Genomic DNA, 24,395 nt, shown 5'->3' on the forward strand with positions numbered 1-24,395 from the left:
TGCCGACTTTCATGAGGGGAGGAAGCAGTGAAACTCTCGCGCTTGCCGATATTGCTGATTCTGTTGGGCAGTGCCCTGTTGACGCTGTTCTTTGGCTGGATGCTGTTCCAGGCGCTGCACAACGATCGTGTCGCGTTCGAGCGGGATCTCGAATTTCAGTCTCAGGAACAGGGCATTACAGTCAGTGCGGCGCGCGGCGGGCTGGAGCAGCGTGTAGAGATGCTGGTTTCGACTCTCGCCGCCAGCCCGGCGATTCGTTCCAGGCTGGCAAGAGTCGCCGAGGCCGATTCTGAAGAAGAGCTCGAGCCACTGCGGCGTCGTCTAAGTGAGGATATCAAGCCCTACTGGCAGGCGCTCGAAGCGGGAAGCGCCCTGGAGCTGAAAGTCTTCTCGATGACCGGTGACGAGCTTCAGCTGCTGCTGAGCATGGCGCCGTCGAACGTGCCGGGAGCGGGGCAGGATGACAGCGGCTACCTGCGGCAACAGAGCCTGACTCTTCAGTGGCCTACTGTGGGCATCGAATACAATGGCGAGCGGGCGACCACCGTGGGCGTCTCTCCCGTACTGGCGCCGGTCGCCGACGGCGCGATGCCTCGCGTGGTCGGCCTGCTTGAGCTGGAGTTCGGGGTCGTGCCCAATGTCGACGGGCTGGCGCAGCAACTAAACAGCGACGTTGCCATTCTCTTTCGCGGCGCGGATGAGGACCCAGGCTGGTGGGTGAACCAGAGTTCCCAGGCGCTGCTCGAGGGCTGGCTGCAGCAGCGGCGGTTGCCAGTGATGGAAGGCGATCATACGCTGCTGGAAGGCGGCAACGGCCGGCATTACCTGCTGACGCTGCTACCTTTGAGTCAGACGGGGCGCGAGAGCGAAGCTCCGGTAGCAGCCGTCGCGATCTGGAAAGATGTCACCACTCAGCTTGAACATCGCCGTGACCTGATCGCCAATACCTGGATGCGCTGGGGCGTGGCGTGGCTGATTGCCGAGTCCTGCCTGGTGTTGTTGCTGTGGGGAACGCGGCGCGCCACGCGGGACACGATGCTGCGACATCAGCAGCGCCTGGAGAGCCAGAAGAAGACCCTGGAGTCGCTGAATCAGCGGCTCGAGGCTCAGAAGGAGACGCTGGAAACGCTCAACGACATCGCGGCGTTGCAGGAATCCTCCTTTCTCGATCTGGTGGAAAAGGCGCTGGAGGTCGCCGCCAAACACCTTTCCATGCCTTTTGCCATTGCCAACCGTATCGAAGGCAACGACTGCCTGCTCGAGGCCGCCTACGCCTCGGATCGGCGTTTCGTATCGGGACAACAATTGATAACCGGCGAGACGTTCTGCGAGTTGACGATGGCCAAGGATGACATCCTGGCTATCGCCGATGCCGACGCCGAGGGGTTTGACGATCATCCAAGCCGCCGCTGTTACGCCCTGAAGAGCTATATTGGGACGCCCATCTGGGTGCATGGAAAGCGCTATGGTGCGCTGGCCTTCAGCAGCGACCAGGCACGTTCGCGGCCGTTCGATGAGGTCGACGAGGAGTTCGTGCGTTTGCTGGCCCGCTGGATCGGCGCCACCCTGATGCGCTGGCGTGAAGCGCAGTCGCGTGAAGAGCTCAGCCAGCGGTTACGCAAGATTGCGTCGCAGACGCCGGGAATGATTTATCAGTACCGGATCGACGCTGAAGGGCGGGCCTCGTTTCCCTATGCCAGCGATGCCATCAAGACATTTTACGAGATGACGCCCGAGCAGGCGGCCGAGGACTCGTTGGCGGCAATCGATATGATCCTCGAGGAAGATCGACCCAGAGTTCTCGAATCGATCGCCAAGTCCAAGGAGGAACTCACCCCCTGGCATTGTGAATATCGCGTCCAGCATTCGGATGGTCGTATCACCTGGCTGGCCGGCCAGTCGATCCCCGAGCGCGAGGCGGATGGCGGCACCATATGGCATGGCTTCCTGCACGATATTTCCGAGCGCAAGCGTGACGAGCGGTTGAAGACAGAGTTTATCTCCACCGTCAGCCACGAGCTGCGCACGCCCTTGACCTCGATTTCCGGCGCGCTGGGTCTGATCCAGGGCGGAGCCCTCGGAACGCCGCCGGAAACCATGCGAGGCATGCTCGCCACGGCCCACAACAATGCGCAGCGTCTGATTCTGCTGATCAACGATCTGCTCGACATGGAGAAGCTGGTAGCGGGCAAGATGGCGTTCCAGATGCAGGAGCAGCCGCTGATGCCGCTGATCGATCAGGCCATCGAATCCAATCAGGCGTACGCCGCTCAGTTCCGCGCGCAGCTCGTGATCACCGAGCGGCTGGATGACGCCGGGGTCAATGTCGACGCCATGCGTCTCCAGCAGGTGATGAGCAACCTGCTTTCCAACGCTGCCAAATTCTCTCCGCCGGATATGCAGGTCGAGGTCCGTGTCGAGTCAATCGCCGATCGCGTTCGCATCAGCGTGATCGACAGCGGGCCGGGAATACCCGAAGAGTTCCACGAGCGCATTTTCCAGAAATTTTCCCAGGCGGACGCCTCGAGCACGCGAAAGCAGGGCGGTACCGGGCTCGGGCTCGCGATTACCCGCGAACTCGTCGAGCGCATGCGTGGATCGATCAACTTCTTCTCGGAGCCCGGACACGGCGCCTGCTTCTTCGTCGAGCTGCCGTGTTTCGATCTGCCCCAAGAGGCCATGGATCAGGTATCGACCCCCGAGGTCGACGAAGTGGCCGAAGCCAGTTTCTCCGGTTCAAGGCTGCTGATCGTGGAAGACGACCCGGACACGGCGGCGCTGCTGGCCACGCTGGTGCGGCACTGGGGATATCGGGCCGAGGTTGCGCATACCATGAACGATGCGATGAAATGGCTCGAGCGCCGTAGCTTCGACGCCATCACCCTCGACCTGATGCTGCCCGACGGTAACGGCTTGACGCTGCTGCGCCAGTTGCGGGAGCAGCCGCAGACCCGGGACATTCCCGTGCTGGTGGTATCGGCGACCGCGGAGGAGGGGCAACTGGAGATTGGCGGTCGGCTGGAAGCGGTGAACTGGCTGGTCAAGCCTTTCGATGAGCAGCGCCTGTCGAGCGTGCTTCGCAGTTCGCTGAGTCTGCGACCGCCACGCGAACGCATCCTGCACATCGAAAGCGACCCCGAACTGTCCCATCGTGTCGCCGGGCAGGTCGCGTCGAGCATGACCCTGGATGTGGCCCGTTCACTGCAGGAAGCCCGCTATCTGCTCGACAGCAATGAGTACGGATTGATTTCGCTGGATCTGACGGCCTCGCGGGGCCCGGGTTGGGAGGTCATTCCGCTGTTGAGTCAATTGGTCCAGCAGCCGGCCGTCGTCATTCTGTCCGAAGAAGCGTTGGCGCCGACCTTGCTGGGGCGCGTGAAGACGGCGATTGCCAAGCCGGGGCTTTCGGCCGAGGCATTGAGGGAAGCGTTCGAGCGCCAGCTTCATGGCGCTGGAGCGTCGCCGGACGAGAATCAGGAGGAAGCTCGCTGAAATGAAACCCCTACAACGTATCCTGCACGTCGAGGACGATATCTCGATTCAGGAAGTGACCAAGCTGGCGCTAGAGGTCGTCGGCGGACTCGAAGTCACGAGCTGCGACGATGGTCAGACGGCAATCGCCCGCGCCCACGAGTGGCAGCCGGATCTGGTTCTGCTCGATGTCATGATGCCGGGGATCGACGGACCCACGACCCTGGCAAAACTCCGCGAACAGCCCTCCACGCAGTCGATCCCGGTAGTGTTCATGACTGCCAAGGTCCAGCCCAGCGAGATCGAGCACTATCTTTCCATCGGTGCGCTGGATGTCTTGATCAAGCCCTTCGATCCGATGACGCTGGCGGAACAGTTGCGCAAGATCTGGGAGCATTCGCATGACTGATGTCGACGTCCAGGCACGGCTGGCGGCACTGCGCGAGCAATACGGCCGCCGGCTACGGGACGATCTGCAGACGATGATGGCGCAGACCCGGGAGCTGAGCGAACACCAGACTGCGGTCAAGGCCGACTCTCTCGAAACGCTGCGCCAGGGGCTGCATCGTATGGCGGGTTCCGCCGGTACCTTCGGCTATGCGGCTTTGAGCCAGGACGCTCGCGAGATGGAGGTATGGCTGCAGACGTTGATCGAGGGCAGTAGCCAGCCGACGCTCCAGATGTTGACGGCGCTCCACGACCGTGTGTCGAACAGCTACCGAAACCTGGAGCGCATGCAGATAGCGGGTGTGACCGAGCCCGACGACAGCCATCCGCTGGCCAGCGGCGAGCGAGCGATACGGGTTGCCGTGCTGGCCGATGGCGATACCGGTGAGCTGATTCGCTCGTTGAGCGGGTTCGGTTACGAGTGTCGCGATCTCGACGCTCGGGAGATCGGCGCCGATTGGCGGCCGGATATCGCTATCGTCGACACCGCCAAGGTGGAAGACGACGTCTGGAAGCCGGCCGTTGGAGCGATTCCCGAGGCGGCGTTGATCGTGCTGAGCGCCGCCGGCGACTTCGAGACACGCCTGGACGCCGTTCGCAATGGCGCGCAGGGATTCTTCATGCATCCGGTGGACGTGCCCTCGCTGGAGCACCGCTTGCGGTATTTGATCAACCTGCCCCAGCAGGATCCCTATCGGGTCCTGATCGTCGACGACGACATCGAGCTGGCCGAGCATTTCCGGCTGACGCTGAAACAGGCCGGCATCGAGTCCCGGGTGATCAGCGATCCCCGCGATGTCTTGATCGGGCTGCGGGACATCGTGCCGGATCTGGTGCTGATCGATATCAACATGCCGGGCTGCTCCGGGCCGGAACTGGCTCGTATCATTCGCTTCGATGACGACTGGCTGAAGATCCCGCTCATCTACCTTTCGGCCGAGTCGAACGTCCATCGCCAGGCCCAGGCACTGGCCCAGGCGGGAGACGATTTCCTGGTCAAGCCCATTGGGGACATGGCGCTGGTTTCCGCGGTCACAGCGCGAGCACAGCGATCCCGCCAGCTCAGCATGGCGCTGGCTCGCGACGGGCTCACCGGCCTGATCAAGCATCCGGCGATCAAGGAGTTGATCGAACTCGAGGTGGCGCGCAGCCAGAGGACGCAGGCGGGCGCCTGCGTCGTGATGATCGATATCGATCGCTTCAAATCGATCAATGATACCTATGGTCATGGCACCGGCGACTATGTCATTCGCCTGCTGGCCAATCTGCTGCGCCAGCGTCTGCGCCGGGTAGACCATGTCGGACGCTACGGCGGCGAGGAGTTCGTTGCCGTGCTGCCATCCTGTCAATTGGAGAACGCGCGAGAGACTATCGAACGCATTCGAATCAGCTTTTCCCAGCTCGAATGCGTGGCGGCGGACGAGGTCTTTCACGCGACGTTCAGCGCTGGCGTTGCCAGCACCCGGGAGTGGCCGAACGCCGAGGCGCTGCTCGAGGCTGCCGACAAGGCGATGTACGAAGCCAAGCAGGCCGGACGCAATCAGACCCGGATAGCCACGCCTTGACACCCTGCGCGGCTGGCCGCCGTGCGACGGAATACGGTGCTCCCGCCGGGTACGTTCGTCAGCGCCCGCGGCGGCTCTTGCGCGCCTCGCGGGTCCGGCTCAGCTGCCGTCCACGCGCCTTTTCGCGATCGCTGGCGCCGGCTTGATTGTCGTAGGGGTTGTTGCCGGAACGGAATTCGAAGCGAATCGGCGTGCCACGCACCTTCAATACCTTGCGGAAGGTATTGGTCAGATAGCGCCTGTAGGCTTCCGGCAGGGACGAGGTCTGGTTGCCATGAACGACGATGATCGGCGGGTTGCTGCCGCCCTGGTGCGCCATGCGCAGCTTGGGGCGACGGCCATGGATCATCGGCGGCTGATGCTCGCTGACCGCGTCCTGCAGGATCGAGGTCAGGCGGTTGGTCGACCAGTGGCTGTTGGCGCTGTCGAACGCCTTGTCGACCGACTTGTAGAGATCGCCCACGCCGGTGCCGTGCAGCGCCGAGATGAAGTGCAGCTCGGCGTAGTCGGCGAATCCCAGCCGGCGCTTGATGTCGGAGCGCATCTTGTCCCGCGCTTCGCTTTCCAGCCCGTCCCACTTGTTGACCGCCAGCACCAGCGCGCGGCCGCTGCTGAGGACGTAGTCCAGCAGGTGCAGATCCTGCTCCACCAGGCCGGTACGCGCATCCAGCACCATGATCGCGACATGGCACTCCTTGATCGCTTCCAGCGTCTTGATGATCGAGAACTTCTCGGCGATCAGGCTGACGTTCTTGCGACGCCGGACACCAGCGGTATCGACCAGCACGTAGGGTTTGCCGCGGCGTTCGAAGGGGATCTCGATGGCGTCGCGGGTGGTGCCGGCCTCGTCGAACACGACCACGCGGTCCTCTCCCAGCATCCGGTTGACCAGTGTCGACTTGCCGACATTGGGGCGACCGATGACGCCGATATGAATGCCGGGATGATTGCCGGCGGGGCCGGCGTCCGGGTCACGCTCCGGGAAGGGCGCCAGCACTTCGTCGATCAGCGTGGTGACGTTACGTCCATGCGCTGCGGCGATCGGGTGCGGGTCGCCCAGACCCAGCGCCCAGAAGTCGGCCATTGCGGTCTGCTCTTCGAGCCCGTCGGTCTTGTTGACTACCAGCCAGGTTTTCTTCTGGTTTACGCGCAGGTGGTTGGCGATCGCCTGATCGGCCGGCATCAAGCCCGCACGCCCGTCGACCATGAACAGCACGATATCCGCCTCGTCGATAGCGGTCAGGGACTGCTCCGCCATGGCCGCGTCGATGCCTTGTTCGTCACCGCTGATGCCGCCGGTATCGATGACGGTGTAGGTCTTGTCGCCGAGCTGGCCGCTGCCGTACTTGCGGTCGCGGGTCAGACCGGGGAAATCGGCCACCAGTGCATCGCGGGTGCGTGTCAGGCGGTTGAAAAGCGTCGACTTGCCGACGTTGGGTCGGCCAACCAGGGCGATAACGGGATTCATGGCGATTCGCAAAAGGGCGGTGACAAGGTGGACGATCGGAGGGAGGGGTCGGGTGACCCGGTACGATCGATGCTAATAGCCCGGCATTCTAGCATGCGAGAAGCGCGAAGTCCGAACCTCTCGATATCGCCTTCCATAACGCCATCGGCCCCGCCGAGGCGGGGCCGATGAGCTGTCACCCGATGGCGATCAATTCCTGTCGGAAAGCGTCTCGAGGTCGTAGGCGACGAGGGTGCCGTCGTTGCTCAGCGCGTAGATGCGCTGATTGCCGGTCAACAGCGGCAGCGTCAGTCCATCGCCGCCGATCTCTACCCGTCCGTTCATTTCGCCGGTCGAGGCGTCGATGAGATGGATATAGCCTTCGTAGTCGCCCACCACGATGTTGCCGTCGACGAACGAGGGCGCGGTCAGCGAGCGGCCTTCGAGGGTGTCGGAATCCCACATCACCCGGCCGGTGTCGGCCTCGATCGCGATGACGTGGCTCGCTTCGTTGACCGTGAACAGATAGTTGCCGACCACCAGCGGGGTCAGGTAGCTGGACTCTTCATGCTCCCACAGCACCTTGCCGGAAGTGGCTTCCAGCGCCAGCAGGCGGCCGTTGTAGCTGGTCACGAACAGGCGCCCATCCTGGGTCAGCACCGGCTGGCCGTCGAGATCGACGAGCTGGTCGACTTCGGTACGGCCCTTGGGAACGGCGACGCGCATGTCCCACAGCGGCTGACCGCTACGGTTGTCCAGCGTCACCAGGCGGCCGTTGGCGAACCCGGCAAAGGAGACCGGCTCGATGACACGGGGCGCGCCGGTGCCGCGCAGGGTCAATGCCGGCTGGGAGCTGGAGTAGACCCACTGCTCGTTGCCATTCAGGCGGTCGAGCGCGGTGACGGCGCCATCGACGCTCTGCACCACGACCAGTTCGCTGTTGACCTGGGGAGCGGCCAGCACTTCGCTGGAGACCCGTGATTTCCAGTCGATGCTGCCGTCCCCGCGATCGATGGCCAGCACTTCGCCGTTGCGGGTGCCGATATAGAGACGGCTGCTGTCGGCGCCGATGCCGCTGGAGATAGGCGTGCCCAGCTCGACCTCCCACTGGGTTTCGCCACTGTCGGTGTCGATGGCGTGCAGGTCACCGGTTTGGTCGACGGCGTAAAGGGTGCCGCTATCGACGATGGGGGTGAGCGGATAGCGGGCGCGGCCCAGGCCTTCGCCGATTCCCTGGTCCCAGCGTTCGTCGAGGCTGACCTTGGGCGTGAAGTCCTGGAGTTCCTTGGGCGGATACTGCGGCTCGACGCTGCCGGCGCAGCCGGCCAGCAGTGTCGCGGTCAACCCCAGCGGCAGAAGTAGGTGAGTCAATTTCATCAGGTGGCGTCCTCCGCACCGAGATCGTCTAGCTTGAGCTGCAGGCCGTAAAGGGTCTGGTCGGCATCCTGCGCCAGACTCTGCGCCTGCTGGTAGGCGTTACGCGCATCCTCGGGGCGTTCGAGCGCGACGTAGGCATCACCGAGCACATTCTGGCGCTGCGCTTCCAGTGCGCTCGGCACGCTCTCCTCGAGGGTCGTCAGGGCGGTTTTTGCATCGTCGCCGGCAATCTGCAGGCGTGCGAGATCGATGCGCGCCAGGCTCTGCATGTAGGGGCGGTCACTGTTGGCGACGACATCGTTCAGCGCCTGACGGGCGCGTTCGTTGTCTTCGGCATTGATCGCGATCTTGGCTTCCAGCAGGCCGGCCAGATCGGCGTAGAGCGTATCGCCGTGGTCGCTCTGCAGGCCGTCGGCCAGGTCGAACGCCTGGGTGCGGGCGTTGTCGTCGAGGGTGTCGCTGCTGGCGATCGCGATCAGCTGCTGGTAGGCATTGGAGGCCTCGGCGGATTGGCCTTCCTGGTAACGCTGCCACGCCTGCCAGCCGAACACGCCGGCCGCGGCGATGACGATGCCCACCAGCAGGGCGCTTCCGTTGGACTTCCACCACTGTTTGATCGCGTCCAGCTGCTCTTCTTCGGTCCTAAGCTCCGCCACGGGCGGTCTCCTTACACTATTGACTACGAGCTACGAGCTACGAGCTACGAGCTACGAGCTACGAGCTACGAGCTACGAGCTACGAGCTACGAGCTACGAGCTACGAGCTACGGTTAGCGCCGGCGTCGGGGCGCTATGAAAGCCGTGCGAGCCAGGCGATGGCGTCGTCCAGCTCGAGTGTCTGTTGTTCGCTGTCGTCACGCAGTGGCTTCAGCGTCAGCCGGCCCTTGGCGATTTCGTCCTCGCCGAGAATCAGCGCTACCCGGGCGCCGCTGCGATCGGCACGCCGGATCTGGCTCTTGAAGCTACCGCCGCCGCAGTGTACCTGAAGCCGCAGCGCGGGCAGAGCGTCACGCAGGCGCTCGCCCAGTAGCAGCGCCTCGCGCTCGGCGGCATCGCCCATCGCCAGCAGGTAGGCATCGGCACCGCCCTTGGCGTCTTCGGGGATCAGGTCGAGGGTTTCCAGCAGCAGCATGAGGCGCTCGAGACCGATAGCGAAGCCGACGCCCGGTGTCGGCTTGCCGCCGAGCTGTTCGACCAGGCCGTCGTAGCGCCCGCCACCGCAGACCGTGCCCTGGCTGCCAAGTGCAGTGGTGGTCCACTCGAATACGGTACGCGAGTAGTAGTCGAGACCGCGTACCAGTCGAGGGTTGATGCGGTAGCCGATACCGGCGGCATCCAGCGTCGACTTCAACTGCTCGAAATGCACCCGGGACTCCTCGTCGAGGTGGTCCAGCAGTTGCGGTGCCCCGGCGAGCATGTCCGCCATGTCCGGATTCTTGGAGTCCAGGATCCGCAGCGGGTTGGTCTTCAGCCGCCGTTGCGAATCTTCGTCGAGAATCTCGTGATGGGACTCGAAGTAGGCGACCAGGGAGTCTCGATAGTTCGACCGGGCTTCCGGCGAGCCCAGCGAATTGAGCTCGAGCGTCACGTGCTCGGACATGCCGAGCTGACGCCACAGGCGTGCGGACAGCAGAATGATCTCGGCGTCGATATCGGGCCCGGTCATGCCGTAAGCCTCGATACCAATCTGGTGGAACTGGCGATAGCGGCCTTTCTGCGGGCGCTCGTAGCGGAACATCGGCCCCATGTACCACAGCCGCTGCGTCTGGTTGTGCAGCAGGCCATGCTCCATGGCGGCGCGCACGACGGCGGCAGTGTTTTCCGGGCGCAGTGTCAGGCTTTCGCCATTGCGGTCGTCGAAGGTGTACATCTCCTTCTCGACCACGTCGGTCGCTTCGCCGATGGAGCGGGCGAAGAGCGCGGTCTGCTCGACGATCGGCGTGCGGATCTCGCGATAATCGTAACGGTCCACCAGCGAGCGTAGCTGCCGCTCGACGTACTGCCATGCGGGGGATTGATCCGGCAGCAGATCGTTCATGCCGCGAATGGCTTGTATTTTGTTGCTCAACTGATACTCCTGCCTATAACAGAACGCGGCAGGCAGCCTGCCTGGGCGTTCGTCGGTGACTCTCTGTTTGTGGATCGCGAGGTGCCAAGCCTCACGGGAATTCCGTCACGCTTCGCCTGCGTGCCTTTACGCTCTGCGCGCGCTTTCTTGCTCCACGTACACTCAAGCTTCGCGCGCACTTGCTAGGCTTCTCGTGCAATCAGGTCGCCGGCGCGGTTCTCTTTCTCTTTGGCCTTGGCGCGGATCAACGCTTCGAGATCGTCGACCAGATGATCGTTGCGCAGCTTGCTGGCCGGCTTGCCATCGATGTAGACCAGATTGGCCGGGCTGCCGCCGGTGAGGCCGATGTCGGTTTCCTTGGCTTCACCGGGGCCGTTGACCACGCAGCCGATCACCGAGACGTCGAGCGGCGTCATGATGTCTTCGAGACGCTCCTCGAGCGCGTTCATGGTCGCGATGACGTCGAAATTCTGGCGCGAGCAGCTGGGGCAAGCAATGAAGTTGATGCCCTTGGCGCGCAGCTTCAGGCTCTTCAACATATCGAAGCCGACCTTGATCTCCTCGACCGGATCGGCGGCCAGCGAGACGCGAATCGTGTCGCCGATGCCATCCATCAGCAGCATTCCCAGGCCGATGGAGGACTTCACCGTACCGGAACGCAGGCCGCCGGCTTCGGTGATGCCCAGATGCAGCGGCTGTTCGATCTGCTTGGCCAGCAGCCGGTAGGCCGACACGGCCATGAACACGTCGCTGGCCTTGACGCTGACCTTGAAGTCGGGGAAATCGAGCCGGTCGAGATGGTCGATGTGGCGCATGGCCGACTCGACCAGCGCTTCCGGGGTCGGTTCGCCGTATTTCTTCTGCAGATCCTTTTCCAGCGAACCGGCGTTGACGCCGATGCGGATCGGGATGCCGTGATGGCGAGCGGCGTCGACCACGGCTCGAACGCGATCTTCGCGGCCGATGTTACCGGGGTTGATGCGCAGACAGTCGACACCGAGCTCGGCCACCCGCAGGGCGATCTTGTAGTCGAAGTGAATGTCGGCCACCAGCGGAACGCTGACCTGACGCTTGATCTTGCCGAACGCTTCGGCGGCGTCCATGTCCGGCACCGAGACACGCACGATGTCGGCACCGGCCTGCTGCAGACGCTGGATCTGCGCCACGGTGGCGGCGACATCATTGGTGTCGGTGTTGGTCATGCTCTGTACGGCGATAGGGGCGCCGCCGCCGACAGGCACATGGCCGACATGGATTTGTCGAGAAAGACGGCGGGTGATCGGAGATGGCGTATGCATGGCGCTTCTCAGTCTCCCAGGGTGAAGCGGGCAACGTTGTTGCCGCCCGTGTATTGACTCAGGTCGACCGATTCTCCGCGGTATTCGAGCGTCACGCCACTGGCATTGCCGATGGTCAGGCGGAAGGGCGGTTCACCCTCGGCGCTGGCCTGGCTGCCTGCGGACTGCAGGCCGCTGAAGATCCGGTCGTCGTTGGCATCATAGATCTCGGTCCATGACTCTTGGTTGAAAGTCAGGGAGAGCGTGTCGTCGTTCGTCGCAACCGGAGTCGCTGTATCTGTCGCTGCGGCGTCTTCGGACGGTGCCGAAGTCACGTCGTCCGCCACCGAGCCGACCTGCTCGGCCTGACGAGCGTCGGCATCCGGGGGCGTCGTCTCCGCGGATGCGGAGACGCCGGAGTCGGTCGGTTCGGTGTCGCCACTCGCGAGGCTGGCGTCCGATGACATCGAACCATCGGCGTCGAACGAAGGCGTGTCCTGCCGAGTGGGCGTCGGCGGTAGCTGGGTATCGGTGTTGGGTGTCATCACGGTGCTATCGGAACCAGCGGCATCCGCATTGGCGTCGTTGCCGTTCAGGCGATCGACGGCAATCGGACTGTCGTCGCTGCCGCCACCGAAGATCTCGTTGCCTTCCCGGCTCTGCCACCAGAGCAGCGTCAGCGCGATCAGGCCGACGATCACCAGCAGAGTGAACAGGCGGAATATCCAGGCCCCGACGCGAGAGGGCGGGCGAGAGGTATGGACCGGCGATAGCTTGCGCTCCATGTCGCCGCGTCCGTGGGTGGCATCGTAGGCGCCGACGACCCGTGACGCGTCCATTCCCAGCAGGCGCGCGTAGGCACGCACATAGCCTCGCCGATAGGCGGCGATCGGGACCTGGTCGAATTGATCCTCTTCGATGCCGGTCACGACGATCGGACGCAAGTTCAACTGCAGCGCGACATCCTCGATGCTAAGTCCCTGGCGCTCGCGCTCGCGCTGGAGCATGTTTCCCGCCATCTCGCGGGAGGGGCTGAGAGCATCATGTTGCTTGTTCGATGATTCGTTCATTTCGCTCATGGGCGAAAATCCTTCTGATCTCTTCTCGAGCCGGGACTCGAGTACGGGGTCTGTTCGCCTCAGGAGCCGCCAAGCTGCTGACGATAAAAGGCGGCACGCGTCGAGTCGCCCTGGGCACTGGCGATATCGCTTGCCAGCTTCAGGCTCTCGGCATTGGTGCCGGCCACGGTGAAATAACGCTGCAAGCGTTCCCAGGCGCGTTCGTTGTTACCCTGCGTGTGATCGATGCGAGCCAATGCCAGCAGGCTACGCCCATTGCGCGCATCGATGTCGAGTGCGCGTTCGTAATATTGGCGAGCGGCAGTCGCATCGCCATGGGTCATCTCGCACTGGCCCAGGTTCGCGAAAAGCTGGGCCCTGTTGGTATAGGTAATGTCCTGGCTGGCGATACGCAGCTGTTCGCATGCTTTGGCATACTCACCGCGCTGATATAGCAGCGCCGCATAGTTGTTGCGGATGCGTGTCGCCTCGGAATCGACTTTCAAGGCCTGCTGGAAGAAACGGTCAGCCAGCTCGAACTCCTGCTGACGTTGGTAGAGCAGCGCCAGACCTTCCAGTGCGCCACTATCGTTGGCGTCGAGGTCGAGCGCATGTTCCAGAGCCTGCTGCGCGCGGGGCAGGTTGTTCTCGGCGAGATAGGCCTTGCCCAGCCGCGTGTAGGCCGCCGCTGCATCTTCGGGGCTGTCCTGCTTCGGCCCGTTGGTCGAGACCGCCGTGGCGCAGCCGCTCAACAGACACACCACACCCATGGCGATACAGAACGACCGTATCGAATCAGGGCGAGTTTGGTGGGTCATGCGCGGCTCTCCCACGTTACGAGAAGACGACAGTCGGGTCGCGTCCCGAACAGCTGAAAACAAAGCGGTTTTGGGGTTCCCATCAAAGCGCCGCGTCGAGTCGAAGTCAAGGCGACAGCGGGCCGATTCGACATCGATAGCGGTTCGACTCGTCGATTTCGGCGGCCCGATGCGAGGCCCGGCAGCCAGGTCTCAATCGGCATCCAGTTGAATCGACTGGATGTAGCGCTCGTGGCGGCGCGTTCGATCCTTTACCCGGCCGACCAGCTGGCCGCAGGCGGCGTCGATATCGTCGCCACGCGTGGTGCGCACCATGGCCGTGTGGCCGAGTTCGTAGAGCCAGCTCTGGAAGCGCATGACCTGGTTGCGCGACGGCTTCTCGTATCCCGAATGGGGGAACGGATTGAAGGGAATCAGGTTGATCTTGCAGGGCAAGTCGTCGAGCAGCGCGATGAGCTCCTGCGCATGCGCCTGCTGGTCGTTGACGTCCTTGATCAGGGTGTACTCGATGGTGATATGGCGCGCGTCGCCGCACTTGGCAAGATAGCGCTTGCAGGCATCGAGCAGCTTCTCGATGTTGTACTTGCGATTGAGCGGCACCAGCTCGTTGCGCAGTTCATCGTTCGCCGCATGCAGCGAGATCGCCAAGCTCACGTCGATATCGTCGCCGAGCTTGTCGATCATCGGCACCACGCCGGACGTGGACAGCGTCACGCGGCGCTTGGAAAGGCCGTAGGCGTTGTCGTCGAGCATCAGCTTCATCGACGGCACTACGTTGTCGTAGTTGAGCAGGGGTTCGCCCATGCCCATCATTACCACGTTGGTGATCGCGCGGCGCCCATCCGGTGCGCTCATGCGGCCGCCGGCGCGCTGCTGGGCCACCCAGACCTGGCCGATGATCTCGGCGCTGGTCAGGTTGCGCTGAAAGCCCTGCTTGCCGGTGGAGCAGAAGCTGCAATCCAGCGAACAGCCCACCTGGGACGAGACGCACAGAGTACGCCGGCTGCCGTTGTCGGCCGGGATCAGTACCGTCTCGACATAGCTGCCGTCCTCGACTTCCAGTACCCACTTGCGAGTGCCATCGCTGGAGGTGCCTTCGTAGACCACACTCGGGCCACGAATCTCGGCATGTTCCGCCAGGCGGGCACGCAGCGGCTTGGAGAGGTTGGTCATCGACTCGAAGTCGTCGCAACCTTCCTGATGGATCCACTTCATGACCTGGGCAGCGCGGAATTTCTTCTCGCCCAGAGAGACGAAGAACGCCTCCATCTGTTCGCGAGAGAGCCCCAGTAGATTGGTGCGCGGAGTAGCGGTAGCAGCGCTCATAGCAACGGAATCGGCTCGAGGGTGGCAGGGCGTCCGAAGACGAGGATGACCGGCCGGCACGAATGGCCGGCCGGTCGACGAATCAGCTGCGCGAGCAGAGTTCGTCGTCGTTGAAGAAGTAGCTGATTTCGCGGGCGGCGGATTCCGGTGCATCGGAACCGTGCACGGCGTTGGCGTCGATGGAGGACGCAAAGTCGGCGCGAATGGTGCCCGGTGCGGCTTCCTTCGGGTTGGTCGCGCCCATCAGCTCGCGGTTCTTGGCGATCGCGCCTTCCCCTTCGAGCACCTGGACCATGACCGGACCGGAGGTCATGAAACCGACCAGATCGGCGAAGAAACCGCGCTCCTTGTGCTCGGCGTAGAAGCCTTCTGCCTGCTCCTTGGAGAGGTGGAGCATCTTGGCACCAACGATCTGCAGGCCGGCTTTTTCGAAGCGGCTATAGATATCGCCGATTGCGTTCTTGGCAACGGCATCGGGCTTGATGATGGAAAGCGTGCGCTCGGTGGCCATGACTTCGGTCTCCTGGCTTTAGTGAATCGATCGCGGTTGTCGCGAGCGGAAAATGAATGACTGAGATGCGAGACGACGCGCCCCCGACGCCTCGTCTCGAAGCCTGGCTTCGAGATCGATCGCATCGGCAGGTGGCGCGTCGCCCGGAATTCTCGTTGGCTGGCACGATGAGCGGTTTCGATCACCGTCGTGCCAGCCGTAAAATCGCGCCATTGTAGCGCAAGCCCGCGGCCGGCGCACCCTGGGCGGCACCAGCAAGGGGCGCCCGGCCATGGCGCGGACGGGGCGCTTCGAAGCGGCGTTCAGACGTTGAAGCTTTCGCCGCAGCCGCACTCGTCGGTCACGTTGGGGTTGTTGAAGCGGAAGAATCGATTGAGTCCTTCGCTGACGTAGTCGACCTCGGTGCCGTCGAGAATGGCCAGGGCTTCCCGGTCGACCAGCACCTTGACGCCGCGCTCCTCGAACGCGATGTCTTCGTCCCGCAGGTCATCGGCGATGTCCAGAACATAGCTGTAGCCGGAGCAGCCGCTCGGCTTGACCGCCACGCGCAGCCCCAGGCCGCCGCCGCGCTCCTCGAGGACATGGCGAATCTGGGTCGCGGCGGATTCACTGATCGTGATGTTTTGCATGGCATTTCTCCTTGCCGAAAATCGATGGCGCCGGGGCCATCGACCTAGCGATGATTCATGGCGGCTGTCGATGGCTGACGCAGTCCGCCAAGGGCGCGGCGGATGTCGGCCACGGCCGCATCGATCTCTTCTATGGTGGTGAAGCGGCCAAAACTAAAGCGTATCGAGGCGAGCGCCTGTAAATGAGGCACGCCGATACCCTTGAGAACGTAGGAGGGTTCCACGCTGGCCGAATTGCAGGCGGAGCCGGTGGAGACGGCCAGGCCACGCAGCGCCATCAACAGCGACTCGCCATCCACGCCATCAAAGGCGAGGTTGACGATATTGGGCACCGACTGTTCCAGCGGCGAATGGTTGTGTATGCCGCCGCAGTCGGCCAGACCGTCGAGAAAGCGCTGGCGCAGCGCACGAACGCGCTCACCGTCGGCTTCGCACTCGTCGCGTGCCAGCGCGAACGCTTCGCCCATGCCGACGATCTGGTGCGTCGGGAGCGTCCCTGACCGCATGCCGCGTTCGTGACCGCCGCCGTGGATCAAGGCCTCGATACGCAGGTCCGGATCGCGGCGAACGTACAAGGCGCCGATACCCTTGGGGCCGTAGGCCTTGTGGGCGGAAAGCGACATCAAGTCGATCCCCATGGCCTCGACATCCAGTGCCAGCCGGCCCGAGGCCTGGGCGGCGTCGACGTGAAAGCGCGCGCCGAATTCATGGGTCACGGCAGAGAGCGCGGTGAGATCGTTGACACTGCCCAGCTCGTTGTTGACCGCCATCAGCGAGACCAGCACGGTGTCCTGGCGCATCGCTCCGCGCAGTTGCTCGGGCGAGATGCGGCCGTCCGACCCTGGGGTCAGCCAGGTCACTTCGAAACCTTCCGTCTCCAGCGCCAGCGCGGTATCGACGATGGCCTTGTGCTCGATGATCGACGTCACCAGATGGCGCCCGCGGGCACGATTGGCGCGCATGAAGCCGGTCAGCGCCAGATTGTCCGCCTCGGTGGCGCCGGAGGTCCACACGATTTCGCGCGGATCGGCCGCGATCAGATCGGCGACCTGACGGCGGGCGTTTTCCACCGCCTGTTCGGCCAGCCAGCCGGGCATGTGGCTGCGCGATGCCGGGTTGGCGTAGACCCCATCCAGAGTCAGGTGTCGCATCATCTGCTCGGCCACACGTGGATCGGTCGGGGTGGTGGCGGCGTAATCGAGATAAATCGGAGCGCTCATGGCACGGTAGATCTCTGGCAATCGATCGAAATGGATTCGGCGGCGTCAGCTCGAAGCGTAGTCGTTTACGAGCTCGCCCGGAGCAACGACACGATGACTGGTGCAACGACACGATGAATGTGTAGCGATTCGGTGATCCGTGCACCGACATCGTGCTCAGTGCGACGACACCGTGATCGTGGCGGCGTCGTCGGCGAACGAATGTACGTCGGGTTCGGGCCGGGCGGCGGCGCGGGCCTGTTCCCGGCGTACCAGCTCCTGCAGGCTGATATCGCTCAGGAAGCGCTGGATTTCGTCGGAGAGGTCGCACCACAAGTGATGCGTGATGCACTTGCTGCCCTGATGACAGTCCGCCTGGCCATGGCAGCGGGTGGCATCCACCGACTCGTTGACCGCATCGATCACGCCCGCTACCGAAATATCGGCGGGTGCTCTCCCCAGCAGGTAACCCCCGCCCGGGCCGCGCACGCTACTGACGAGCTTGGCGCGCCGCAGTCGTGCGAACAGCTGTTCCAGATAGGACAGCGAAATATCCTGACGCTTGGAAATATCCGCCAGACAGACCGGTCCCTGATCGGCGTTGAGAGCCAGATCGAGCATCGCGGTGACGGCGTAGCGCCCTTTGGTAGTCAAACGCATCGGCGGGTATCGGCTGTCGCTGCATCGGTAGCGGCATTATGGAAAAACCCAGTAACACGGTCAACCATTCTGCCGGCGATCGACGCTCGCTGTTTCGGCCACTGGCGTCTGCCGGGGCGAGCGGCGTTACGCCGGAGCCGCCACGTCGACGTCTTGACGTTGTGGATGGTGCCCCGCGACAGTCAGGGCTTCTCCCGCAGCCGCTTGTCGATCGTGCCGAGAATGCCGCGCAGGATATTCATCTCCATCGAATCGAGATGGGCGCGCATGAAGAGCCGGCGCAGGCGGGCCATCAACTGGCGCGGGTTGTCCGGATCGTGGAATTCGATCGCCGTGAGCGTACTCTCGAGATGAGCGAAAAAGCGCTCCAGGTCGGCATGGGTGGCAGGCGGGTTGTCCCACGTCACGCCGAAGGGCAGGTCGGCCTCGCGGTCCGGCTCGGCAGCAGGAGTCGCCGAAGCGTCGTCCAGGGCGAGGAATGCCTGGCGACATTCGTAGGCGAGCACTTGCACGGCCGCGGCCAGATTCAGCGAGCTGAAGTCCGGGTTGGTCGGAATATGCACGTGCTGATGGCAGCGTTGCAGTTCGGCATTGGTCAGGCCGGTATCCTCTCGGCCGAATACCAGTGCGACCCGGGTGCCTTCAGGTGCCAACGCCGCCGGCAGGCTCTCCGCCAGGGCTCGAGGAGTGACCATCGGCCACGGCAGATGGCGCGAGCGCGCGCTGGCGCCGACCACCAGCGTGCAGTCGGCAACGGCCTCTTCGAGTGCGTCGAATTGACGCGCAGCGTCGACGAGCGTGTTGGCCCCGGAGGCGCGCGAATAGGCGTCCTGGTCCCTGGGATCGCAGCGGGGCGTGACCAGGGCGAGATCCTCGAGACCCATGTTGCGCATGGCGCGGGCAGTGGCGCCGATGTTTCCGGGATGGCTGGTGCCGATGAGGACGATACGGATACGGTCGAGCATAAAGGCGGCTATCAGGGCTGTGGCAATCGGGAAAGCGCGCAGTCTAGCATGACTCGGCAAGCCTGCTTCTGTTAGACTGCGCGGCGTTCTTTAACAGCTCTCGACTCCGCTCTCGATTTCCCCAAGGCCAGATCCATGCATCCGATGGTTCAATATGCGCTGCGTGCCGCTCGCAGTGCCGCTGAGCAATTCGTACGTATCCGTGACCGTCTCGAGGTCAACCATGACGAGCAGGTAACTGCCGGTCTGCTCGAGGATACGGCACGCAACGCCGAAACGCTGATCGTGCATCAGCTCTCCCGTGGTTATCCGCAGCACGGCATTTCCGGTCGCTATACGCCTTACCGCGAAGGCAAGGGTACCGACAAGGACACCGTCTGGCACATCGAGCCGATCCACGGTGAATCCAATCTTGGAGTGGCGAGCCGCCAGTTCGCGATCTCGATGGTATGCCTGGTCAAGGGGCGTCCGGAACACGCGGTGGTCGTCTCGCCGTTCAGCGACGACGAGTTCCTGATCAGCCGCGGTCGTGGCGCCCAGGGCAACGGCAAGCGTATGCGTGTCTCCAAGACCATCAGCGTCAATGGTGCCCGAGTGGCACTGGCATGGCCGACGCTCGAGGCGCGCTCCCAGTGGCTGCCGCAATATCTCACCGTGGTCGAACGCCTCGGCCCCCAGATCGATACCCTGACCGGCACGGGCTGCGCGCTGCTCGACATGATCGAATTCGCCTCCGGCCGTGCCGACGCGATCTTCGTTCTCGGGCTGGAAGAGCAGGACCGCCTGGTCGGCTCGCTGCTGCTGAAGGAAGCCGGTGCGTTGACCGGCGCCATCGACGGCTCGCCCAGTGTCGAAGACGGCGGCAGCCTGATGGCCGCCGGCCCGCGCCTCTACAAGGCACTGGCACAGCAGCTCAAGGCGAGCGTCTAGGCTAGCGGTCTCGGTCGGCAAGATTCGCCGTCCGGCGAATCACCAGAAAGCGCTCTGTCGGGTTATCCCGGCAGGGCGCTTTTGCGTTGGGGTTGAGTCGCGAATCCAGGTCGAATCAGGGCGTCGGTGCCACCATCGAATGGGGGCGGGTAAGCAGACTGCCCACGACGAACGCGATCATGCCGAAGGCGAGCCCGGCATAGATCGGCGAGTTGGCGAGCAACCCATCCTTGAGCATGAAGCCGATCGCACGCTCGCCGAACGGCTGGGTATCAGTCAGCCTAGCGTGGTGCGCAAGTTGAGACGTCACGGTCTTCGGCTCGAACGGTAGCGCCCCGGTCGTTCTCGCGACGATGAACCGGCGGCAACGAGCCCGTGACGAGGCTAGCGGCTGATATCGGCATTGGCGTCGGCGTTCGTGCTCGCCGCCGCTCGCATGCCCCTCGAATCGTCTCGGCGTGTGGCGGAGGAGCGGCTCGTGGCGGCCGGTCTGCGCTTGCCGTAGCCCCAGCGCTCGGCTTCCGACGGGGCATCCGGGGCGCTGTCGTCATGCAACCATTCCCGCCAGCTGGCGACCAGCAGCGCCATCAGCACCGGGCCGACGAACAGGCCGACGATCCCCATGGTTTTCACGCCCCCCACGAGACCGAAGAAGGTCGGCAGAAATGGGAGCTTGATCGGGCCGCCTACCAGGCGCGGGCGCAATGTCTTGTCGACGACGAAGAGTTCGAAAGCGCCCCAGATGAACAGTCCGATGCCGTTGACCATGTGTCCGGTTGCCAGCAGATAGAGCGAGACCAGCGTGAACGTCAGCGGCGCGCCACCGGGCACCAGCGCCATGAACGCGGTGATGACGCCGAGCACGACCGGGGACTGAATGCCGGCGATCCAGTAGGCGGTACCGAGCACCAGGCCTTCGCCGAGGGCAATCAGGCCCATGCCCATCACGGTCGAACTGATCGTCGCCGGCACCACTCGCGAGAAGCGCTGCCAGCGCGCCGGCAGTACCCGTTCGCCGACGATGTCCAACTGGCGCGCCATGCCGGCGCCATCCCGGTAGAGAAAGAACAGCGTGATCAGCATGAACAGCAGGGTCAGCGCCAGATGCAGCGCATTGCTGCCAAGAGCGAGCACCCAGCGGGAAATGTTGCCGATATGCTCGCCGCCTACCAGTTGAATCAGAGACTCCGGCGCGTGGGGTTCGGCCAGGGACGCTTGCCACTGCTCGGCCAGCCAGGTTCCGATGCCCGGAAGAGATGCAACCCAGGAGGGCGTCGGAATGCCGCGCTCGTTGGCGACCATCAGCCAGCCGACCCAGCCCTTCAGTTCCTGGAAGGCGTAGGAGCAGGCAAGCACCATGGGGATCACCAGGCAGAGAATGATCAGGCCCAGCGCGATGCTGGCGGCCAGGGCCCGGCGCTGGCCGCAACTCGCCAACAGCCGCTGATAGAGCGGCCAACTGGCGACGCAGATGATCAGCGCGGCCAGCACGGGAATCAGGAAGTCGATGAAGAAGTAGACGCCGGCGATCATCACCAGCACGAGAAGCCAGCGGGCGACGCTGCTGTCGGCAAAGATGGGGGCCATGAAAGACTCGTGAACGTGACGAAGGAAACCGGTTATCCGGGCGAAATCGAACGGCATGCCAGTCGGCAGCGAATCATCATACCTCACGGGATTCGATTCGCACTTATCGGCGTGCCGGGAAGCCATGGGTGCAGTTGACTAAACGCCTTGACCGGCAAGGTTTCAGGAAGGGTTTCAATAGGGTGGGTGTAAAAAACCCCTCCGAAGAGGGGTTTGCGAGGCTGTTACCGAGTTGCCGATGAGGCGCTTTGCGGGCCTTCCGGCTCAGGGCAGCTCTTCTTCGACCTCTTCCTTCTTCACCGGAATCAGGTCCTGGCGTTCCAGCTTGAACACGATCAGCAGCGCCGCGGCGACATAGACCGAGGAGAAGGTACCGGCCACGATCCCCAGGATCAGCGAGATCGCGAAGTTGTGGATCATGTCGCCGCCGAGGAAGAATAGCGCGAACAGCACCAGCAAGGTGGTGCCGGACGTCGCCAGGGTGCGCGACAGCGTCTGGTTGATGGCTTCGTTGAAGATCTGGGCCAGATTGTCGCTACGGGACAGGCGGATGTTCTCGCGAATCCGGTCGTAGACGATGATGGTGTCGTTGAGCGAGTAGCCGATGACCGCCATGATCCCCGCGAGCACCGTGAGATCGAACTCCCACTGGAACAGCGCGAACAGTCCCAGCACGATCAGCACGTCGTGGCCCAGCGAGATGATCGCGCACAGGGCGAACTTGTACTGGAAGCGGAAGGCGACGTAGACCGCCACGCCGGCCAGCGCCACCAGCATGCCCAGGCCACTCTGGTCGCGTAGCTGGTCGCCGACCTGGGCGCCGACGAACTCGGCGCGAACCAGATCGATCTGGGCGCCGCTACTGCTCAGTGCCGAAACGACCTGATTGCCGACGTCATTGCTAAAGGTCTGTTGCAGGCGTACCAGAATCTCGTCGGCGGCACCAAACGTCTGTACCGAGAAGTTTTCGAAGCCGCTGTTGGCCAGCAGCGTACGGATGTCGTCGAGCGACGGTACCGCGGCATAGTGGAGCTCGACGACCGTACCGCCGGTGAAGTCGAGACCGAGATTGAGGTTCAGCAGGGCCAGGGCCGCTATCGATACGATCGTCAGCACGATCGAGACGATGAAAGCGATGCGGCGCTTGCCCATGAAATCGAATTGGCGCATTGCTCGCGTCTCCTAGATCCACAGTTTCTTCACCGGCTTGCCGCCGATGGAGAGGTTGACGAGGGCACGCGACACCAGAATGCCGGTGAACATCGAGGTCAGGATGCCGAGCGACAGCGTCACGGCGAAGCCTTTCACCGGGCCGGTGCCGATCGAGAACAGCACCACCGCGACCAGTAGCGTGGTCAGGTTGGCGTCGACGATCGAGGTGAAGGCGCGGCCGTAACCGGCATGAATCGCCTGCTGCGCCGGTGTCTTGCGCCTGAGTTCTTCTCTTATGCGCTCGTAGATCAGCACGTTGGCATCCACCGCCATGCCGAGCGTCAGCACGATGCCGGCAATGCCGGGTAGCGTCAGCGTGGCGCCCAGCAGCGACATGGCCGCGATCAGCAGCACCAGGTTGACCGCCAGCGCGGCGTTGGCGATGACGCCGAAGGCCTTGTAGCGGATCAGCATGAACGCCACGACCAGCAGGCCGCCAACGATCACCGAGAAGATGCCGCGCTCGATGTTCTGGGCGCCAAGGCTAGGCCCGATGGTGCGTTCCTGAACGAAGTAGATCGGGGCGGCGAGCGAGCCGGAGCGCAGCAGCAGCGCCAGTTCGCTGGCTTCGGTCGGCGAGTCCAGGCCGGTGATGCGGAACCGGTTGCTGAGCGCACTCTGTACCGTCGCCAGGCTGATGATGCTGCGGCTCGTCGTCGGAATACGCTCCTGAACCTGCTGCCCATCCTTGGTGACGGTGCGCATTTCGGTGCTGTGATCGATATACAGCACCGCCATGTTGCGGCCGATGTTGGTGCGGGTCGCCTGGTTCATCAACGAGCCGCCGGTGCCGTCGAGGTTGATGTTGACCTGCGGGCGGCCGTTCTGGTCGAAGCCCTGGCTGGCGCTGGATACGCGGTCGCCGGTGATGATCACGTCACGCGACAGTACCGCGGTGCGCTGCGGGCTGTTGCGGAACGGGAACGTCTCGGTTTCGGCATCCGGCGTGTCCGGGCGTGCCTCGAGGCGGAACTCCAGGTTGGCGGTGGCGCCGACGATGCGCTTGGCCTCGGCGGTGTCCTGCACGCCGGGCAGTTCCACCACGATGCGGCTCGGGCCCTGGCGCTGGACCAGCGGCTCGGAAACCCCGAGTTCGTTGACGCGGTTGCGGATCGTGGTCAGGTTCTGCTGGACCGCGTAATCCTGAATGTCCTGGATCGACTGCTCGGTCAGCGTCATGTCGAGGAACGCGCGGCGGCCCTCTTCACGATTCTCCAACTGGAACTCGTTGAACGTCTGGCTGATCTGCTCGCGGGCGGCATCACGGTCTTCGCTGTTGGCGAATTCGAGATGCAGGGCGTTGTCGTCGATGTCGGTGGACCGATAGCGGATGCGCTCGTCGCGAAGATCGGCACGGATGGCGCTCGCCGTCGCCTCGAGTCGCTGTTCGACGGCGGCATCCATGTCGACTTCGAGCAGGAAATGCACCCCGCCCCGAAGATCGAGACCGAGTTTCATCGGTGCCGCGGAGAGGCTGGTCAGCCAGGACGGCGTGGAATCGGCGAGGTTGAGCGCCACGGTGTAGTCGTCGTCGAGCGTTTCGTCGACCACATCGCGGGCGGGAAGCTGCTGTTCGGCGTCGGCGAGCCGAATCAGGGCGGTATTGTTACCGGTCATCGCTGCCGATTTGACCTGGATATCTTCCTCGGCCAGCGCCCGGGTAACACGGTCGAGCTGCTGATCGCCGAGAGAACCGTTGGTCGTGCTGATCTGGACGGCGGGGTCCTGTGGGTAAAGATTGGGTAACGCGTAGATGACGCCGACAACACAGACGATGAGTATCAGCAGATACTTCCACAGGGGGTAACGATTGAGCATGGAAGCCCTGTCCTTTCAATCAATGACGATC

The 24,395-nt window shown here is 63.5% G+C and carries 21 protein-coding genes; 4 read left to right on the forward strand and 17 right to left on the reverse strand.

Annotated elements, in window-relative coordinates:
- The first annotated feature begins 27 nt into the window (after window positions 1-27).
- Genes DOM32_RS01550 through DOM32_RS01560 form a run of 3 tightly spaced genes read left to right on the forward strand, consistent with a single transcriptional unit; the run spans window position 28 to window position 5,483 of the window.
- Complete coding sequence (locus DOM32_RS01550; protein WP_110630593.1) at window positions 28-3,492, forward strand: ATP-binding protein; 3,465 nt, start codon at window positions 28-30, stop codon at window positions 3,490-3,492.
- A gap of 1 nt (window position 3,493) precedes the next feature.
- Window positions 3,494-3,880 (forward strand): response regulator, encoded by a 387-nt coding sequence (locus tag DOM32_RS01555; protein ID WP_071229923.1) that lies wholly within the window; start codon window positions 3,494-3,496, stop codon window positions 3,878-3,880.
- Complete coding sequence (locus DOM32_RS01560; protein ID WP_110630595.1) at window positions 3,873-5,483, forward strand: diguanylate cyclase; 1,611 nt, start codon at window positions 3,873-3,875, stop codon at window positions 5,481-5,483. Before DOM32_RS01555 ends, DOM32_RS01560 begins: the two co-directional genes overlap by 8 nt.
- 58 nt (window positions 5,484-5,541) lie before the next feature.
- Here the strand turns inward: DOM32_RS01560 and der are convergent, their stop codons facing one another.
- From der to DOM32_RS01625, 13 genes are all read right to left on the reverse strand, one after another.
- Window positions 5,542-6,951 (reverse strand): ribosome biogenesis GTPase Der, encoded by a 1,410-nt coding sequence (der, locus tag DOM32_RS01565; RefSeq protein ID WP_087719989.1) that lies wholly within the window; start codon window positions 6,949-6,951, stop codon window positions 5,542-5,544.
- Between the two features lie 189 nt (window positions 6,952-7,140).
- On the reverse strand, window positions 7,141-8,307 hold the full coding sequence (gene bamB, locus DOM32_RS01570; protein WP_110630597.1) for an outer membrane protein assembly factor BamB: 1,167 nt from the start codon (window positions 8,305-8,307) through the stop codon (window positions 7,141-7,143).
- Window positions 8,307-8,963 (reverse strand): YfgM family protein, encoded by a 657-nt coding sequence (locus DOM32_RS01575; protein WP_071229919.1) that lies wholly within the window; start codon window positions 8,961-8,963, stop codon window positions 8,307-8,309. The genes bamB and DOM32_RS01575 overlap by 1 nt, the downstream gene beginning before the upstream one ends.
- Before the next feature lie 133 nt (window positions 8,964-9,096).
- Window positions 9,097-10,374, reverse strand: coding sequence for a histidine--tRNA ligase (hisS, locus tag DOM32_RS01580; protein ID WP_110630599.1), 1,278 nt, complete (start codon window positions 10,372-10,374; stop codon window positions 9,097-9,099).
- A gap of 182 nt (window positions 10,375-10,556) precedes the next feature.
- Complete coding sequence (gene ispG, locus DOM32_RS01585; RefSeq protein ID WP_110630601.1) at window positions 10,557-11,672, reverse strand: flavodoxin-dependent (E)-4-hydroxy-3-methylbut-2-enyl-diphosphate synthase; 1,116 nt, start codon at window positions 11,670-11,672, stop codon at window positions 10,557-10,559.
- An 8-nt stretch (window positions 11,673-11,680) separates the two neighbouring features.
- Entirely contained in the window at window positions 11,681-12,730 is a 1,050-nt protein-coding gene (locus tag DOM32_RS01590; RefSeq protein WP_244179762.1) for a RodZ domain-containing protein, read from the reverse strand.
- A gap of 59 nt (window positions 12,731-12,789) precedes the next feature.
- Window positions 12,790-13,527 carry a type IV pilus biogenesis/stability protein PilW gene (gene pilW / locus DOM32_RS01595; protein WP_110630603.1) on the reverse strand — a complete coding sequence of 246 codons (738 nt, stop codon included), beginning with the start codon at window positions 13,525-13,527 and terminating at the stop codon, window positions 12,790-12,792.
- Between the two features lie 192 nt (window positions 13,528-13,719).
- Window positions 13,720-14,853, reverse strand: coding sequence for a dual-specificity RNA methyltransferase RlmN (gene rlmN / locus DOM32_RS01600; protein ID WP_087719994.1), 1,134 nt, complete (start codon window positions 14,851-14,853; stop codon window positions 13,720-13,722).
- An 82-nt stretch (window positions 14,854-14,935) separates the two neighbouring features.
- Window positions 14,936-15,364 (reverse strand): nucleoside-diphosphate kinase, encoded by a 429-nt coding sequence (gene ndk / locus DOM32_RS01605; RefSeq protein WP_071229915.1) that lies wholly within the window; start codon window positions 15,362-15,364, stop codon window positions 14,936-14,938.
- Between the two features lie 302 nt (window positions 15,365-15,666).
- Window positions 15,667-15,993 (reverse strand): HesB/IscA family protein, encoded by a 327-nt coding sequence (locus DOM32_RS01610; protein ID WP_071229914.1) that lies wholly within the window; start codon window positions 15,991-15,993, stop codon window positions 15,667-15,669.
- Between the two features lie 44 nt (window positions 15,994-16,037).
- Complete coding sequence (locus tag DOM32_RS01615) at window positions 16,038-17,213, reverse strand: aminotransferase class V-fold PLP-dependent enzyme (protein WP_110630605.1); 1,176 nt, start codon at window positions 17,211-17,213, stop codon at window positions 16,038-16,040.
- A gap of 156 nt (window positions 17,214-17,369) precedes the next feature.
- Entirely contained in the window at window positions 17,370-17,852 is a 483-nt protein-coding gene (gene iscR / locus DOM32_RS01620) for a Fe-S cluster assembly transcriptional regulator IscR (protein ID WP_110630607.1), read from the reverse strand.
- Between the two features lie 182 nt (window positions 17,853-18,034).
- Window positions 18,035-18,817 (reverse strand): RNA methyltransferase, encoded by a 783-nt coding sequence (locus DOM32_RS01625; RefSeq protein ID WP_071229911.1) that lies wholly within the window; start codon window positions 18,815-18,817, stop codon window positions 18,035-18,037.
- A gap of 135 nt (window positions 18,818-18,952) precedes the next feature.
- Here DOM32_RS01625 and DOM32_RS01630 point away from each other — a divergent pair, with 135 nt between their 5' ends.
- A complete protein-coding gene (locus DOM32_RS01630) occupies window positions 18,953-19,747 on the forward strand; it encodes an inositol monophosphatase family protein (RefSeq protein WP_110630610.1) in 795 nt (264 codons plus the stop codon).
- A gap of 115 nt (window positions 19,748-19,862) precedes the next feature.
- On the opposite strand, the gene DOM32_RS17995 is transcribed toward DOM32_RS01630, so the two are convergent.
- The 4 genes from DOM32_RS17995 to secD all read right to left on the reverse strand — a co-directional run bounded on the left by DOM32_RS17995 (window position 19,863) and on the right by secD (window position 24,364).
- Complete coding sequence (locus DOM32_RS17995; RefSeq protein WP_244179763.1) at window positions 19,863-20,057, reverse strand: hypothetical protein; 195 nt, start codon at window positions 20,055-20,057, stop codon at window positions 19,863-19,865.
- 74 nt (window positions 20,058-20,131) lie between these two features.
- On the reverse strand, window positions 20,132-21,334 hold the full coding sequence (locus DOM32_RS01640; RefSeq protein WP_110630614.1) for an AI-2E family transporter: 1,203 nt from the start codon (window positions 21,332-21,334) through the stop codon (window positions 20,132-20,134).
- A gap of 264 nt (window positions 21,335-21,598) precedes the next feature.
- Entirely contained in the window at window positions 21,599-22,504 is a 906-nt protein-coding gene (gene secF, locus DOM32_RS01645; protein ID WP_071229907.1) for a protein translocase subunit SecF, read from the reverse strand.
- A gap of 12 nt (window positions 22,505-22,516) precedes the next feature.
- Window positions 22,517-24,364, reverse strand: a complete 1,848-nt coding sequence (secD, locus tag DOM32_RS01650) for a protein translocase subunit SecD (RefSeq protein ID WP_071229906.1) — start codon at window positions 24,362-24,364, stop codon at window positions 22,517-22,519.
- Window positions 24,365-24,395: the final 31 nt, after the last annotated feature.

Source organism: Salinicola salarius, assembly GCF_003206135.1.
In the GTDB taxonomy this organism is placed as follows: Bacteria; Pseudomonadota; Gammaproteobacteria; order Pseudomonadales; family Halomonadaceae; genus Salinicola; species Salinicola salarius.

Bases quoted from the DNA above. Each gene is read 5' to 3' on its own strand.
- DOM32_RS01555 (WP_071229923.1), top strand. From the start codon at position 3,494: ATGAAACCCCTACAACGTATCCTGCACGTCGAGGACGATATCTCGATT.
- DOM32_RS01560 (WP_110630595.1), top strand. From the start codon at position 3,873: ATGACTGATGTCGACGTCCAGGCACGGCTGGCGGCACTGCGCGAGCAA.
- der (WP_087719989.1), bottom strand. From the start codon at position 6,951: ATGAATCCCGTTATCGCCCTGGTTGGCCGACCCAACGTCGGCAAGTCG.
- bamB (WP_110630597.1), bottom strand. From the start codon at position 8,307: ATGAAATTGACTCACCTACTTCTGCCGCTGGGGTTGACCGCGACACTG.
- ispG (WP_110630601.1), bottom strand. From the start codon at position 11,672: ATGCATACGCCATCTCCGATCACCCGCCGTCTTTCTCGACAAATCCAT.
- DOM32_RS01590 (WP_244179762.1), bottom strand. From the start codon at position 12,730: ATGAGCGAAATGAACGAATCATCGAACAAGCAACATGATGCTCTCAGC.
- pilW (WP_110630603.1), bottom strand. From the start codon at position 13,527: ATGACCCACCAAACTCGCCCTGATTCGATACGGTCGTTCTGTATCGCC.
- rlmN (WP_087719994.1), bottom strand. From the start codon at position 14,853: ATGAGCGCTGCTACCGCTACTCCGCGCACCAATCTACTGGGGCTCTCT.
- ndk (WP_071229915.1), bottom strand. From the start codon at position 15,364: ATGGCCACCGAGCGCACGCTTTCCATCATCAAGCCCGATGCCGTTGCC.
- DOM32_RS01610 (WP_071229914.1), bottom strand. From the start codon at position 15,993: ATGCAAAACATCACGATCAGTGAATCCGCCGCGACCCAGATTCGCCAT.
- DOM32_RS01615 (WP_110630605.1), bottom strand. From the start codon at position 17,213: ATGAGCGCTCCGATTTATCTCGATTACGCCGCCACCACCCCGACCGAT.
- iscR (WP_110630607.1), bottom strand. From the start codon at position 17,852: ATGCGTTTGACTACCAAAGGGCGCTACGCCGTCACCGCGATGCTCGAT.
- DOM32_RS01625 (WP_071229911.1), bottom strand. From the start codon at position 18,817: ATGCTCGACCGTATCCGTATCGTCCTCATCGGCACCAGCCATCCCGGA.
- DOM32_RS01630 (WP_110630610.1), top strand. From the start codon at position 18,953: ATGCATCCGATGGTTCAATATGCGCTGCGTGCCGCTCGCAGTGCCGCT.
- DOM32_RS01640 (WP_110630614.1), bottom strand. From the start codon at position 21,334: ATGGCCCCCATCTTTGCCGACAGCAGCGTCGCCCGCTGGCTTCTCGTG.
- secF (WP_071229907.1), bottom strand. From the start codon at position 22,504: ATGCGCCAATTCGATTTCATGGGCAAGCGCCGCATCGCTTTCATCGTC.
- secD (WP_071229906.1), bottom strand. From the start codon at position 24,364: ATGCTCAATCGTTACCCCCTGTGGAAGTATCTGCTGATACTCATCGTC.